Source organism: Streptomyces sp. VTCC 41912, from assembly GCF_045799175.1.
GTDB classification, from domain to species: domain Bacteria; phylum Actinomycetota; class Actinomycetes; order Streptomycetales; family Streptomycetaceae; genus Streptomyces; species Streptomyces albulus_C.
In genome coordinates, this window is the sequence record NZ_JBJMAB010000046.1 from 41,002 (window position 1) to 54,626 (window position 13,625).

Sequence of the window (13,625 nt, forward strand, 5' to 3'; positions counted from 1 at the left end):
GGGCACCGCCGGCGCACCGCCGCGACTCGACGGGCCACCCGTCGCCTGATGTCTCGTCAGATCCCGATGGTCACTCGCCGTGGTACAGGCGGTCCGCGCCGACGAGCAGGACCTCGCCCTTGGCCTCCGCCGCACGCAGCTCCGGGCCGAAGCCGACGCCGCTGTAGCAGGCCGGCACGGCCTGACCGGTGTCCTCACCGGCCGCGGCGAGGAGCGCCAGGAGCCGGCGCAGCCGCTCCAGGTGCGGGGCGTCCATCACCTCGTCGAAGCGGGCCAGCCCGACCGACAGCAGCACCCCCGGGCGCCCGTCCGCGATGCCCCGGACCACCACCTCGGCGTCGAGCCGGGCATCGCCCTCCGGGTCGGGCACGGTGCCCCGGACCGCGGTGCTCACCTCGCCGCCGAAGGTGTCCCAGGCCGCGTACTGGGTGGCCCAGTCGCGGCAGAGCTGGGCGAAGTGCGGGGCGGCCACCGCGGCGTCGAACTCCGGGCGGATCCGGTGCCAGACGGCGGCCGGCTCCTCCTGCTCCAACGCCGCGCGGTGCGGCCAGGCGATGGCGTGCTCGAAGGCCAGCAGCGGCTCGGCGATGCGGTAGCGGGTCAGCCCCGGGCGGAACGCATCGGGTTCGGCGTGCAGCAGCCCGTGCTTGTGCATCACGGCCAGGACGTGGGAGACGTCGTGCAACGAGGCCCCGAGGCGGTCCGCGATCCCGCCCGGGGTGGACCGACCGCCGGCGATCGCCACCAACACCGAGTGGCACAGCGCGCGGTCGGCGTAGTCGCCCTCCTGTTCCAGCAGGTGTCGGGCCTCCCAGAACAACGGCACCCGGGGGTTGAGGACCGTCCGGCACACCCAGGAGTCGAAGTCGTCGGGGCCGGCGGGCACGTCGTCGCAGACCAGGTCGCCACGGTAGGCGGGGGTACCGCCGACGACGGCGTGCACCTGCACCGCGAGCCGGGGCGCCCGGATGCCCCAGAAGCGGGCCGCCTTGCGGAAGCCGAACGGTGGTACGGCCAGTTCCAGGGACGCCACGCCGTGCAGCGACGACGGGCCGGCGAAGAGCCGGCGGATGACGGCCGGGCTGGCGCCGCTGAGGATCAGCCGCAGCCGGTTGTCCGGACGCTCCCGGCGCACGCGCAGGTACGCGCCGTGCAGCACCGAGGGCAGTGCCGGGCTGTGCCCGACGAGCTCGGGGAAGTCGTCGATGATCACCGGCGCCGGCCGCTCGTCGCCCAGCGCGAACAGCGCCTCGGCCGCCTCGTCCCAGCGCTGCCAGTGCGGCGGCCCGGCCGCGCCGGTGTGCTCGGCGAGCCGCTCGGCCAGGCGCCGCAGGGATTCCGCCTCGGCCGCCGCCTGCCCGTCGAAGTAGAAGCCGTCGGTGGCCCGGCTCACCGCCTCCAACAAGAAGGTCTTGCCCTGCCGGCGCTGCCCGGAGACCAGGGCGAGGGTGGGCCCGGGGCCGGGGTCGCGGGCGAAGCGCACCAGGTCCGCCCACGCCTCGGCACGGTCGAACATCCGGTCCGGACGGGCCGGGAGGTCAGTGGCGTCCGAGGGCGACACGGGCCCGCTCCCCTCGTTCACGGGCCGCCGGCGGCGAGCGGCGGCCGACCTTGCTGTCCGTACGGTTCGCTGTGGGTCAAGTACACCTCCGGCCGACGGCGGGTGCCCGGCCCGGTGCGCCGTCCGGGGCACCGGGCCGGGCCGCGCCGTCAGCCCGGTTCCGGCGCGGGCCGGACGGTGGTGCCGTCCGGTGCCCGGCCGTCCCGGGCGGCGTCGTCGCGGTCGAAGGTGAGGCGGTCGATCACTTCGATCACCCCGTCCACGCTCTCGCAGAGCCGGACCGCGATCGGCACCAGGCTCTTGCGCTCCAGCGTGCCGGTGAGCGTCACGGTGCCGTCGGTGACGTCGACGGTGACCGCGGACGGCGCGACCCCGAGCGTGCGGGTCAGCACCTCTTCCAGGATCTCCTCCTGGATCGCGCGGTCGCGCCGCAGGAACAGCTGGACCAGGTCGCTGCGGCTGATCACCCCGATGAGCCGGTCGGCGTCGTCGACCACAGGAAGTCGCTTGACCCTGCGTTCCTCCATCGTCCGGGCCGCCTCGACGACGCTCCACTCCGGCCGCGCGACCACGGCCGGACTGGTCATGATCGCCCCGGCGGTGGCCGCCCCGGCCTTGGAGAGCTGCCGGCGCAGCAGATCGGCTTCGGAGACCACCCCCACCGGCCGGCCGTCGTCGTCGACGACCGCGACGGCGGTGATGTCGTACTCGTCGAGCAGCTGCGCGATCTCCCGGAACTGGGTGCCCCGTTGGACGGTGACGGCGTTGGGGGTCATCAGGTCGGCCACTCTGCGGTGCCTCATGGTGGGCCACTACCTCCGGGTGTGCGGCATTCCGTCGGCCCCGGCCGGATTCGCCGGAGTCCTGCCTTCATGATCCCGCGTCCGGCGCCCGAACGGCGTACGGGGCCGGCCCTGACCCGTCGGAAACCCCTAGTCGTGCGGGACCACGGCGACGGGGCAGGTCACGTGGTGGACGGCGGCATGGGTGACGGCGCCGATCCGGGGCGCGGGCAACCGGTGGTGCCGTCGGCGGCCGACCACCAGGAGCCCGGCCCCCGCGGCGGCCTCGACGACGGCCCGGGCCGGGCTGTCCGGCAGCACGGTCTGCTGCACCAGCACTCCGGGGAACCGTGCGCACCACGGGCCAAGGGCCTCCGCCAGCTCGCCCGCCACCGCCGCGGACACCTCGGCCGCCGCGTCCGGGTCCACGCCCCACGGGGTGTAGACCCGGGCGGGGAACGGCCGGCCGTGCACCACCTGGAGCAGGACCCCGCGGCTCGCCGCCGCGTCGAAGGCGAACGCCAGCAGGTGCTCGGCGGGCCCGTCGAGGCCGAGCCCGGCCACCACCCGTGGTCCGCCGGCCGCCGCGGGGCCGTCCGACGGCTCGGCGGCGGCCGGCGCGGCGTCCTGCGGCCCCGCCGCGCCGGCCCGCACCAGCACCACCGGCCCCGGCGCCCGGGCCACCACGCTCAGGCTGACGTCGCCCAGCACGAAGCTCTCCCAGGTCGTGAGGGCCCGCGAGCCCAGCACCAGCAGCCGGGACTCCGCGGAGGCCCGCAACAGCGCCGGCTCCGGCTCGTCGCCCACCAGGTCCTCGATGACCGACAGCTGCGGATGGCGTTCCCGGACCGCGTCCGTCGCCTCCCGGACGACCTCGCGGGCGAAGACGTTCTGGTCCCGCTCGGGGGCGGTGTCCGGTGCCTGGGCGGCGAGCATGATCCAGGCGTGCAGCAGTCGCAGCACGGCGCCCCGGCGGTGCGCCTCGTCAGCGGCCCACAGTGCCGCCGCCAGGCCCTCCGTCGAGCCGTCGAGCCCGGCGGTGATGGTCTCCGGCTCCATGGCTGTCCCCAACGCGTCCGAGGAGACGGGGCTCGCGCCCCGCGCTATCGAGCCTGCGCGCCCGTGCGGCACGGGGCCAGTGGGCCGGAGGGCACCGCGCGGGGGCCGAACGGCCCGGGCCGCCGCAAAGGGGCGGCCCGCCGCGTCACCGCACCGGCAGCGCCAACTCGGCGGGGCCGTCCGCCGGCGCCCCGAACGCGACGCTGCTCCCCCGCGGTGTGCGACCGCCGTACAGCGGATCGGCGGTGTCCACGACCAGGGCGAACCGGTGCCCGGCGGGCAGGTCGTACGCGGTGGGGAAGAGCGTGACGTCCAGCGGGAAGGCGCGCCCGGGCTGCTTGCCGGTCCAGCTCTGCGGCGCGTGCGCGATCAGTTTGCCCACGCCCAGGGCGTTCACGTCGTAGAGGTAGGCGAAGGCGGTGCCCTGCGGGGCGGACGCGGTGACGGCGGTGTGCAGCCGTGCGGCGCCGCGGAGGTGCTGCGCGCTGCGGTACGGCGTCGACTGCCAGACCGCGGCGGCGCTGCGGGACAGCAGCGGGACGACGACGGTCGGCGGCAGGCCGACGACCTGGTCGAGCGCTCCGGACAGTTCGGCGATGCCGCCGTCGGCACCCGAATCGGTGCCGCCGGACACCCGCCGCCACCAACCGGCGCCGCCCGGGTCGGTCCCGGCCGGCCCGCCGAGCGTCCCGGTGCCGCCGGCGTCCGGGCTCCCCAGCTTCAGGTGTTCGGTCCGCGAGCTGACGGCCCGCCAGTTCGGGTAGCGCTCCTCGCCACCGCCCGGCCGGACCGTCAACTGCACGCCCCCGTCCGCCCCTCCCGCGCCGCCGGAGCCCTTGAGGTGGCGGTCGAGCCACTGACGGGCGCTGGTCCAGGTGGCGTTCGGCAGTCCGAGCAGGCTGGTCAGCTCCTGGGTGGCGTGGTCGCCGGGGCGCAGTTCGAGCCGCTTGGGCCCGGTCAGCCGCTGGTAGAACGAGGCCATCTGGCCGGGGTTGAAGATGCTGTCGCCCCAGGCGTTGGCGAGGAAGACCGCGGTGCCGTGGGCGTTGATGCGGTCCACGTAGGTGGCCGGTGACCGGGTGTGCGCCCACTGGACGACGCGGGGCATGTCACGGTCGGCGAAGAGGTCGGCCAGCGTCCGGGAGAACTCCGGGCTGCGCCGGCCGGTCGGCGTCTGGATGGCGGCGAGCAGCCCGGCGGCCTGGACGTGCCGGGTCCGTCCGCTGTAGAGCGAGTCGGCCAGGTCCGCCCAGCCGCTGAGCGAGGCGACCGCCTTGACCCGCGGGTCGAAGGCGGCGCCCAACAGCGTCAGGCCGCCGCCCAGGGAGAGCCCCACCATCCCGACACGGCGCGGGTCGCCCGGGGTGTGGGCGAGCGACCAGTCGATCACCGCGGAGATGTCGGACACGTCCGTGGGCCCCGCGACGTCGATCCGCCCGCCGGAGCCCCAGAACCCGCGCACCGTGTACGTCACCGCGACGTACCCGGCGGCGGCCAACTGCCGTCCCTGCGCCACGTACTCCAGGTCGTTCTGGCCCCAGCTGGCCGGCTGGACGACCAGCGGGTAATGACCGGTGCGGTCGGCGCCGGGGGTGCCCGGGGCGGGGGTGAAGACGTCGGCCTTGAGGACGGTGCCGTCCTTCATCGGGATGTCGGCGAGCCGGAAGCCGGGGGCGGCCGACGCGCCGGCGACGGGCGCCGCGGGCCGGTGCCGCACGGCCGCCGCGGCGGGTCCGGCCGGCACGGCCACGGCCAGGGACGTGGCAACCAGCGCCGCGCATAAGGACGTTGCCGTGCGGTGCCGGTGCCGGCCGCCGAGGGGGTTGCCTGCGGTACGGCGGGATCGTGCCATCGCTGCTCCAGGGTTCTGACCGCGGCGCCACGGTGGCGTCCGTCCGGTGCGGTGATCGGGAGCGTAGGACGGCGCGCCCGTCCCGGACGAGATCATGATCAGCCAAACTACCCACGAGTAACACGTCGACCGCAACGCGCACTTGAACGCCCCAACGGGGCGAAATGCGAGGGATGGGGTAAATGGTTTAGGGTGTTCGGATGATCTTTATCGTTGTGAAGTTTTCGGTGAAGCCCGAACACGTCGAGGAGTGGCCCCAGAAGGTCAGCGCGTTCACCCGCGCCACCCGGGAGGAGCCGGGCAACCTGTGGTTCGAGTGGTCGCGCAGCCTGGAGGACCCGAACACCTACGTCCTGGTCGAGGCGTTCCAGGACGACGCCGGCGAGGCACACGTCAACTCCGACCACTTCCGCGCCGGCCTGGAGGCCATGCGCCCCCTGCTGCGCCGCACGCCGGAGATCGTGAGCACCACGATCGCCGGCGCCGGGGGCTGGAGCGCGATGGGCGAACTCTCCATCGACTGACCCGCACGCCCCCGACGCAGCGGCCGGCGCCCCTCAGGACGGCGCCGGCCGCTGCGTCGTTTCCGCTGCGCCGCCACGTCGACCGGCATCGATGAAGTCCTGGGTGAAGGAGAACGGGGAGCACTTCCACGACGCGGAGGCCGGCAGCGGCCCGGAGGAGTTGACGCCACCGGCCGCGCGCTCGCCCTCCCGGGGTGCCCGACCACCTCGTGGCCGTGGCGGCACTTAGTTCAGCCCGGTGATGAACATGGCCACGGGAGACCAGGCCCGCGCGGCACCGGCATACGGACAAGATGTTCCGGAAACCCGCCAGGACCGAGCAGTTCCCACCAGCCGACGAGGCCGCCCGCCGGTTTCCCCGCCACCGATCACCCGTCAGCGATCACCCGTCACCGCCACGGAGGTCCCGCTGATACCTCCCCGGCGTCTGCCCGACGACCGCTGTGAACGCTTCGATGAAACTGGTGGGGTTGGCCCAACCCCCAGCCGGGTGGCCGTGTCGATGACCGCGTCCCCCTCGAGCAACCTGACCAGCGCGTGCTGGATGCGCAGCAGGCTCCACCAACGGGGGAAGCCCATCGCGCCCGCGATCTCCACCACCCGGCCCTCGGTCCGCCCGTACGCACGGTGGCGGTGCTCGCAACCCGGCGGCGTCCACACCACGCGGTTGGGCAGGGCGACCCAGGGATATCGCCGAGGTACGGGTCAAAGGGGCAATGAATTGATCTTGAAGCCCTGAGCACCTCGGCCCGTCACCCGTTCGGCCCTGCGTCATTGGTCGTGATGTTGTCGTCGTCTGGGCCCGGGACGGGGTTGCGACCTCGATCGAGCGGACCGCGTACCCGCGGTTCAAGCGGCTGATCACCGCGCATGAGCTGCATCTGTTCTTCCCACCGACTCGCGACGAGCTTCAGTGGGCGGCCGATGCCAGGGATGGTGACGAGCATCTGCTGGCCCTGCTGCTGATGCTGATGCTGAAGCTGAAGTCGTACCAGCGCACGGGCCGCTTCCCTGCGTTGGAGGACGTGCCGGAGCAGGTGGTGGAGTTCGTCCGGCGCCAGGTGGAGCTGTCGGAGGGCACGCTGCCGCTGTATCGGGCGGATCGGACTGCCAAGCACCACCGGGGCCTGGTTCGCGAGAAGGTCGGCGTGAAGCACGACCAGGGTCAGGCCCGGCGGATTGTCGAGCGGTCGATCCGCAAGGAGGCCGCGGCGAAGAACCGGCCGGCGGATCTCATCAACATCGCCCTGGAGAAGGTCGTGGAGGCTGGGCGGGAACTGCCCGGGTTCTCCACCTTCGACAAGATGGCCTCGAAGATCCGTACCGAGGTGAACGCCTCGATCCGCGAGGGCATCCACGACCGGATGAGTCCTGTTCAGAGGGCCGGGCCGCTGTGGCTGCTGGAGGAACGCGACTCGGCTGGCACGACGCTGTTCAACCGGTTGAAGAACTGGGCATACGGCCCGAATCTCGACGTCGACTTCACCCCGCTGCGCGAGCAGGACCTGACCGCCGCGGGGTTCAGTCAGGCTGCCTGAGGCGGCTGGCAGTCCGTCGAGGGCGGGACAAAGCAGCTGCTCGTCGGCGGCCGGGAGCCGGTCGCCGACGAGCAGGAGCCAGACAACTCGACTGGTACCGCGGTCATCGAGCGCGCCGGTCGATAAGTGCGGCCAAGCCGTCCAGGATGCGCTGGAGGCCGAACTCCCATGCTTGGTCCTGCCCCTCGGACTGGGCTGTCGAGGCAAGGGCCGCAGTGAGCGCGGGAAATTGCTCGCCGTGTGCCTGCATCAGCTCGCCGAGGATGGCGCCGAGCTGGGCTTCGGGGTTGCCCGCGGGGCCCGCCGCGCGGGCTTGCTGGGTGATGCCACGTACGTGACTGGCCAGCAGGACTGCGGTGTCCATCCGCTCCGCACCGCTCAACCTCGTACCGTCCAGCGCGGTGACGGCACGCTCCATCCAGGACAACTCCCCGGGTCCCATGATCCGCGGCCCGATGGTGGCCTCCAGGGCCCAGGGGTGTCGGCGAAAGACAGTGAGCAACTGGCGGGCCCAGTGCTCCAACTGCTCCCGCCAGCCACCACGCGGCTCTCCTGCCGCCGGGTAGGGGCCGATCGCACCGTCGACCATCAGCGCGACCAGCTCGGCCTTGCCCGGCACGTACCGGTACAGCGCCATCTTGGTGACGCCCAGTTGCGCCGCGACCCGCTGCATGGAGACCTCGGCCAACCCGCTGCAGTCGGCGATATCGATGCCGGCCCGCGCGATGCGGGTCAAGTCGAGTGTCGGCCTGGGGCCCCGCGCGGGCTTCGGGTGCGGTCCCCACAGCAGCCGCACCGCATCGGCGTGCTCGTCGCTCACGTCCCCTCCGGTCCTGCCTTGTCGAAGCAATTCAACTGCGTCTATGGTACACAGTAAACATCAGTGTCCATCGGACACAATTTAGTGGGAGGTATCCCTTGAACAAGAACATCCTCATCTCCGGCGCGAGCATCGCCGGCCCGGCGCTGGCCTACTGGCTGGGGCGCTACGGCTTCAACACCACCGTCGTCGAACTCGCCCCGGCCCTGCGCAAGGGCGGTCACGCCGTTGACTTCCGCGGTGAGATACACCTGACCGTGCTGGAGCGCATGGGACTGCTACCGGAACTGCGCCGCATCCAGACCGGCGGCAGCCCGATGCGTTTCGTCGACGAGGCCGGTCGGACGCTGCTGCATCTGCCCGCCGAGTTCGCCGGCGGCGAGATAGAGGTCCTCCGCGAAGACCTGGCTCGGGTGCTGTACGAGCACAGCGTCCCCTACACCGAGTACATCTTCGGCGACTCGATCACCGACCTTGCCGAGACCGCGTCCGGCGTGCGGGTCGAGTTTCAAAGCGGCACCTCACGCGACTTCGACCTCGTGATCGGGGCGGACGGGCTGCACTCCAACGTCCGCCGCCTCGCCTTCGGCCCGGAGCAGGACTACGTCAGCCATCTCGGCTACTACGCCGCCACATGGCAACTGCCCAGCAACAGCTACCCGGGGCTCACAAACGGTCCAGTCGGCTACAACGCGCCGGGGCGGCTCGCCTCCGTCGGCGCCGACCACCGGGACCCGGCACGGGCGGGAGCCTTCTTCCTCTTCGCCTCGCCCGAGTTGTCGTACGACCGGCACGACCCCGAACAGCAAAAGGAGTTGATCGCCGACGCCTTCTCCGGCCTCGGCTGGGAGGTGCCCCGCCTGCTCGCCTCTCTCGATCAGGCCCCCGACCTGTACTTCGATTCGATCAGCCGGGCGGACGTGGACACCTGGTCCACGCGGCGGGTGTGCCTCGTCGGCGATGCCGCCTGCGGGGCCACCATCGGCGGCATGGGCACGGGAACCGCGATGGTCGCCGCCTATGTACTGGCCGGCGAGCTGGCACAAGCCCAGGGCGAGCACCGAACGGCCTTCACCCGATACGAGAGCAGGCTCCGCAAGTACGCCAAGGGCTGCCAGGCAGGCGGCGACCGCACCGGGAAGTTCCTCGCCCCCGCCACCGCCACCGGCATGCGCCTCCGCAACACCTTGCTCTCGCGCTCCCTGTTCCTGAACGGCATGCTCAAGCTGGGCGAGAGAGTCAGCAGCACCGTGGCCCTGCCGGGCTATCCAGCCGACCCCAGCCGCGTCAGCTGGTGACTGGCGTGGTCTTCAGTGAGGGGAGGCCCGGCGCTGTGGGCGGTCGGCGGCTCTCATAAATGAGTAGTTCTGAGAGAGCGGAGGCCCTCACCGAACCGTGTCCGGTTTGCCCCCGCTCTTCGCTCTCACAACCTCTCGCAAAACAGCTTTCGCACAATGCCCCTCGCGGTACGTACTGCGACATGCCCCAGCTCGCCGAACCGGCCACCGCCGTCGAACAGTTCGGCTGCCCCACGTGTGAGGTGCCCGCCGGAAGCACCTGCCGCACCCGCGGCGGCAAGGTCGCCCCGAAGTACCACACGCCCCGCTTCACGCTCGTTCCCCAGCTCCGCGCCGAGTTGGAGGTGAAGACCCCCGCCGACCGCGGCCCTGGCCGCGCCTGGGAGATGGGCCCCGCGATCGACGCCGCAGCGCCCGAGGCCACCACGAAGCCCACGAGAGTGGGATACGCGAGGTGCAGCACCGCCCAACAAGAACTCCAGAGCCAACTAGACGCCCTGGCGGAGGCCGGATGCGATCCGGTTTTCTCCGAGAAGATCAGCACCCGCAGCAAGGTCCGGCCGGAGTTCACCAAGGCGATGGACTTCGCCCGCACCATCAAGAAGGCTGTCCCCCACCAGCGGGTGATCTTCGCCGTGCACGAGATGAAGCGTCTGGGCCGCGGCGCCGCCCTGTTCGCGTTCTTCGCCGGCATGGCGGAGTCCGAGCGCGAGTACATCCGGGAGAAGTCTCTGGAGGGTCAGGCGTCCGCCCGAGAGCGCGGTCGGCACGGCGGGCGGCCCAAGGTCGTCGACGACGACATGGCCGACTACGCCCGCAGCCTGCGGGCCAACGGCGTGCCCGTACCGCAGATCGCCCAGAAACTCGTCATCACCTCGGGCAAGAACAAGGGCCAGCGCCCCTCGGTCGCCACCGTCTACCGCATCCTCGCCGAGGACGTTGACGGCACAGGGTGAGCCCGGACGCTCAACGGGGCTTCAAGATCAATTCATTGCCCCTTTGACCCGTATCTCGGCGATACCCGACCCAGGTGCCTCGCTCCGTCGTGGTGGCAAGGACTCCCTCCGAGGGGTACAGCAACTGCCCGTCCGCATGTCGGTGGGGGCCACACCGTCTCCGTGGTCGAGCAGTCCGCGCTTGTCCGCGACGGCGGTGGCGGGGGACGGCTTCTGGCGGAGGTCGGGCACGGTTTGCGAGCCTACCGATGGGAGTACGTGCCCAGGGCCGCCGCGGGGGACGCCCGGCGGCCGGCTACCGCTCCGGCGGCGTGCGGGTCACGGTGCGGCCCGCTGCGGTGGCCGTGCGGGCGAAGCGGGCGGCGTCGAGGACGGCGGCCCCGTCCGGGTCGTTGTTGAAGTACGCGTAGACGTCGGCCCGGTCCGGCCAGGCGGCGGCGATCCGGTGCACCCAGGCGTCGAGTGCCTGGCGTCCGTAGTGCGGCCAGGGGGCCGCGGCGCCTTCGTGGAAGCGGAGGTAACCCCAGTCGGTGGTCCGCCACAGGGGCGTCACCGGCCGGGAGCCGCGGTCCGCCCAGCACAGTGCGGCGCCGCGACGCTCCAGTACCGTGCGGATCTCCTCGGTCCACCACGAGGCGTGGCGCGGTTCGACGGCGACCCGGGTTCCGGTGGGGAAGCAGCCCAGGCAGGTGTCCAGCAGGGCGGCGTCCGCGCGCAGGGTGGGGGGCAGTTGCAGCAGGACGGGGCCGAGGCGGGGGCCGAGGTGCACGGCGCGGGTCATCAGTCGCCGGACCGGTTCCTGCGGGTCGCGGAGGCGTTTGACGTGGGTGAGGTAGCGGCTGGCCTTGACGGCCATGACGAAGTCGGCCGGCGTGCGGTCCCGCCAGTCGGCGAACGTCGTGGCCTCGGGCAACCGGTAGAAGGCGGCGTTGCTCTCGACGGTGGCGAAGTGCCGGGCGTACTCCTCCAGCCAGCGGCGCTGCGGCACGTCCGAGGGGTAGAGGACGCCGCGCCAGTCACGGTACTGCCAGCCTGAGGTGCCGAGGTGGAGGGGCATACGGGATGCGTCCCCGGTCCGGGGCGCGGTGTACCGGTCGGCGCGCACCAGTGGCCCCCGGCGCCGGGTCGTCGCCCGCCCCGGGGGCCCATGGGGAGCGTGGTGAGCGGGCCGCCGAAGTCGATCCGGGTCTTCTGGATGTGGTTGTTGTGCGCGACGACGACGAGGCGGGTGCCTGGCGCGCCGCGCGCCAGGTGCCAGTGCACCGACTCGGCCAGGAAGCTCTCCCGGATCGCGAGGTCGCCCGCGTCGCCCCGTCCGGATTGCAGGGCGTGCACGGCCCGGAACAGGGCGTCGGTGTGGCAGGCGGCCTCCAGTCGGCGGCGGGCGACGTCGCAGCGCTCCTGGCCGCCGCGGGCCGCGTACCGCGGTTCCTCGGCGCGCAGCCGGAGCAGGAGGCGGGCGAGGGTGGCGGTGAGCGCGTCCTGCTCGGCCGGTGCGAGGCGGGCCCAGGCGGGCGCGGCCGCGGCGCCGGAGCCGATGCCGGCCAGGAACCGGTCGCTGATCTCCAGCGCGGTGTCGAGCAGCGGCAACGCGTCGGGGGCGATCTCGGCCAGGTAGTCGCGCAGCGGGTCCAAGGCCGGCCGCAGGGCGCCGCCGGCCTCGGGCAGGTCGAGGCCGGCGAAGCGCACGGGGTGGCGGCCGGTGCGGTTGTGGTGGCGCAGCCAGTGCAGGAAGCCGTCGTCGTGGGGTTCGAGCGTGGTCAGGGTGGTGGTGTGGGCGCGGAACCAGGCGGCGAGCTGGTGGGGCGCGGGGGTCAGGTTGTGCCTCGCCATGCGGCGGAACGCAACACCGGCCGCGACGGCCGCGCAGCCGGATTTCCGCCGCGGGCACCGCTCCCCCGCCACCATGGGGAAGATCCGGAATAAAAGGTGCATCTTGACATGTGTCGGGGCACGTTCTATGCAGATGATGTAGCCGGCTTGGTCGCCGTATCAGCAGGTGAGAGGCGGTGTGCGGGTGGTGGTCGGGCGCTGTCCCGGCCGTGTGGGCCCGCACCGCGCCGTCGCCCCGGATCGGGCCGCGAGACGAGGAGTGGACCATGGCACGAGCAGTCGGTATCGACCTCGGGACGACGAATTCGGTGGTCAGCGTGCTGGAGGGCGGTGAGCCGACGGTCATCACCAACGCCGAGGGAACCCGGACCACGCCGTCGGTGGTCGCCTTCGCCAAGGGCGGGGAGGTCCTGGTCGGCGAGATCGCCAAGCGCCAGGCCGTGACCAACGTCGACCGCACCTGCCGTTCGGTCAAGCGCCACATGGGGGACGCGCAGTGGCGCTTCCCAGAGAGCGGCGACATCGACGGCAAGCGCTACACCGCGCAGGAGATCTCCGCGCGGGTGTTGCAGAAGCTCAAACGGGACGCCGAGACCTACCTGGGCGAGGACGTCACCGACGCGGTGGTCACCGTGCCGGCGTACTTCAACGACGCGCAGCGCACCGCGACGAAGGAGGCCGGGGAGATCGCGGGGCTGAAGGTCCTGCGGATCGTCAACGAACCGACCGCCGCCGCCCTCGCCTACGGCCTGGACAAGGAGAACGACCAGACCATCTTGGTCTTCGACCTCGGCGGGGGCACCTTCGACGTGTCGCTGTTGGAGATCGGCGAAGGCGTGGTGGAGGTGAAGGCCACCAACGGTGACACGCACCTGGGCGGGGACGACTGGGACCAGCGGGTCGTCGACCACCTCACCAAGCAGTTCAAGAACGCGTACGGCATCGACCTGGCCCAGGACAAGATGGCCACCCAACGGCTGCGCGAGGCCGCGGAGAAGGCGAAGATCGAGCTGTCGGCGGCCACCGAGACGACGATCAACCTGCCGTACCTGAGCGCGTCGCCCGAGGGTCCGCTGCACCTCGACGAGAAGCTCACCCGCGCCCAGTTCGAGCAGCTGACCGCGGACCTGCTGGAGCGGTGCAAGGCGCCGTTCCACAACGCGGTCAAGGACGCCGGCGTCAAGCTGTCCGACATCAACCACGTGATCCTGGTGGGCGGTTCGACCCGGATGCCGGCGGTGACCGAACTGGTCAAGCAGCTGACCGGCAAGGACCCGCACAAGGGCGTCAACCCGGACGAGGTCGTCGCGATCGGCGCCAGCCTCCAGGCCGGTGTCCTCAAGGGCGAGGTCAAGGACGTCCTCCTGCTGGACGTCACCCCGCTGTCCCTCGGCATCGAGAC

General features: G+C 72.2%; 11 protein-coding genes and 1 pseudogene. 5 read left to right on the forward strand and 7 right to left on the reverse strand.

The genetic code is table 11. From position 1 onward, the window contains the following. Positions 1-70 precede the first annotated feature (70 nt). The 4 genes from ACJ6WD_RS36555 to ACJ6WD_RS36570 all read right to left on the reverse strand — a co-directional run bounded on the left by ACJ6WD_RS36555 (position 71) and on the right by ACJ6WD_RS36570 (position 5,254). Entirely contained in the window at positions 71-1,561 is a 1,491-nt protein-coding gene (locus ACJ6WD_RS36555; protein ID WP_407617380.1) for an AAA family ATPase, read from the reverse strand. Between the two features lie 149 nt (positions 1,562-1,710). Further along, the gene (locus ACJ6WD_RS36560) at positions 1,711-2,364 is read right to left on the reverse strand and encodes a CBS domain-containing protein (RefSeq protein ID WP_233661168.1); all 654 of its coding nucleotides are present in this window, start codon (positions 2,362-2,364) and stop codon (positions 1,711-1,713) included. Positions 2,365-2,493: 129 nt separating this feature from the next. Further along, positions 2,494-3,402, reverse strand: coding sequence for a universal stress protein (locus tag ACJ6WD_RS36565; RefSeq protein WP_233661167.1), 909 nt, complete (start codon positions 3,400-3,402; stop codon positions 2,494-2,496). 145 nt (positions 3,403-3,547) lie between these two features. Then, positions 3,548-5,254 (reverse strand): CocE/NonD family hydrolase, encoded by a 1,707-nt coding sequence (locus tag ACJ6WD_RS36570; protein WP_407617381.1) that lies wholly within the window; start codon positions 5,252-5,254, stop codon positions 3,548-3,550. 200 nt (positions 5,255-5,454) lie between these two features. Here ACJ6WD_RS36570 and ACJ6WD_RS36575 point away from each other — a divergent pair, with 200 nt between their 5' ends. Beyond that, on the forward strand, positions 5,455-5,778 hold the full coding sequence (locus ACJ6WD_RS36575) for a putative quinol monooxygenase (RefSeq protein ID WP_407617382.1): 324 nt from the start codon (positions 5,455-5,457) through the stop codon (positions 5,776-5,778). 875 nt (positions 5,779-6,653) lie between these two features. Further along, positions 6,654-7,316: a DUF4158 domain-containing protein gene (locus ACJ6WD_RS36580; protein ID WP_407617385.1), complete on the forward strand. Its 663-nt coding sequence runs from the start codon at positions 6,654-6,656 to the stop codon at positions 7,314-7,316. A gap of 103 nt (positions 7,317-7,419) precedes the next feature. On the opposite strand, the gene ACJ6WD_RS36585 is transcribed toward ACJ6WD_RS36580, so the two are convergent. Further along, the gene (locus ACJ6WD_RS36585) at positions 7,420-8,136 is read right to left on the reverse strand and encodes a TetR/AcrR family transcriptional regulator (protein WP_331247524.1); all 717 of its coding nucleotides are present in this window, start codon (positions 8,134-8,136) and stop codon (positions 7,420-7,422) included. 98 nt (positions 8,137-8,234) lie between these two features. Here ACJ6WD_RS36585 and ACJ6WD_RS36590 point away from each other — a divergent pair, with 98 nt between their 5' ends. Continuing rightward, positions 8,235-9,434, forward strand: coding sequence for an FAD-dependent monooxygenase (locus ACJ6WD_RS36590; protein ID WP_376447817.1), 1,200 nt, complete (start codon positions 8,235-8,237; stop codon positions 9,432-9,434). 182 nt (positions 9,435-9,616) lie between these two features. Further along, positions 9,617-10,390 (forward strand): recombinase family protein, encoded by a 774-nt coding sequence (locus ACJ6WD_RS36595; RefSeq protein WP_376447816.1) that lies wholly within the window; start codon positions 9,617-9,619, stop codon positions 10,388-10,390. Between the two features lie 295 nt (positions 10,391-10,685). Here the strand turns inward: ACJ6WD_RS36595 and ACJ6WD_RS36600 are convergent, their stop codons facing one another. Then, positions 10,686-11,447 carry a DUF72 domain-containing protein gene (locus ACJ6WD_RS36600; protein ID WP_407617383.1) on the reverse strand — a complete coding sequence of 254 codons (762 nt, stop codon included), beginning with the start codon at positions 11,445-11,447 and terminating at the stop codon, positions 10,686-10,688. Between the two features lie 146 nt (positions 11,448-11,593). Then, positions 11,594-12,325, reverse strand: a pseudogene (locus ACJ6WD_RS36605) (erythromycin esterase family protein); the annotation flags it as partial. A 164-nt stretch (positions 12,326-12,489) separates the two neighbouring features. On the opposite strand from ACJ6WD_RS36605, the gene dnaK reads away from it, so the two are divergent. Beyond that, the coding region (gene dnaK / locus ACJ6WD_RS36610; RefSeq protein ID WP_407617384.1) for a molecular chaperone DnaK at positions 12,490-13,625 on the forward strand (1,136 nt) is incomplete at its 3' end.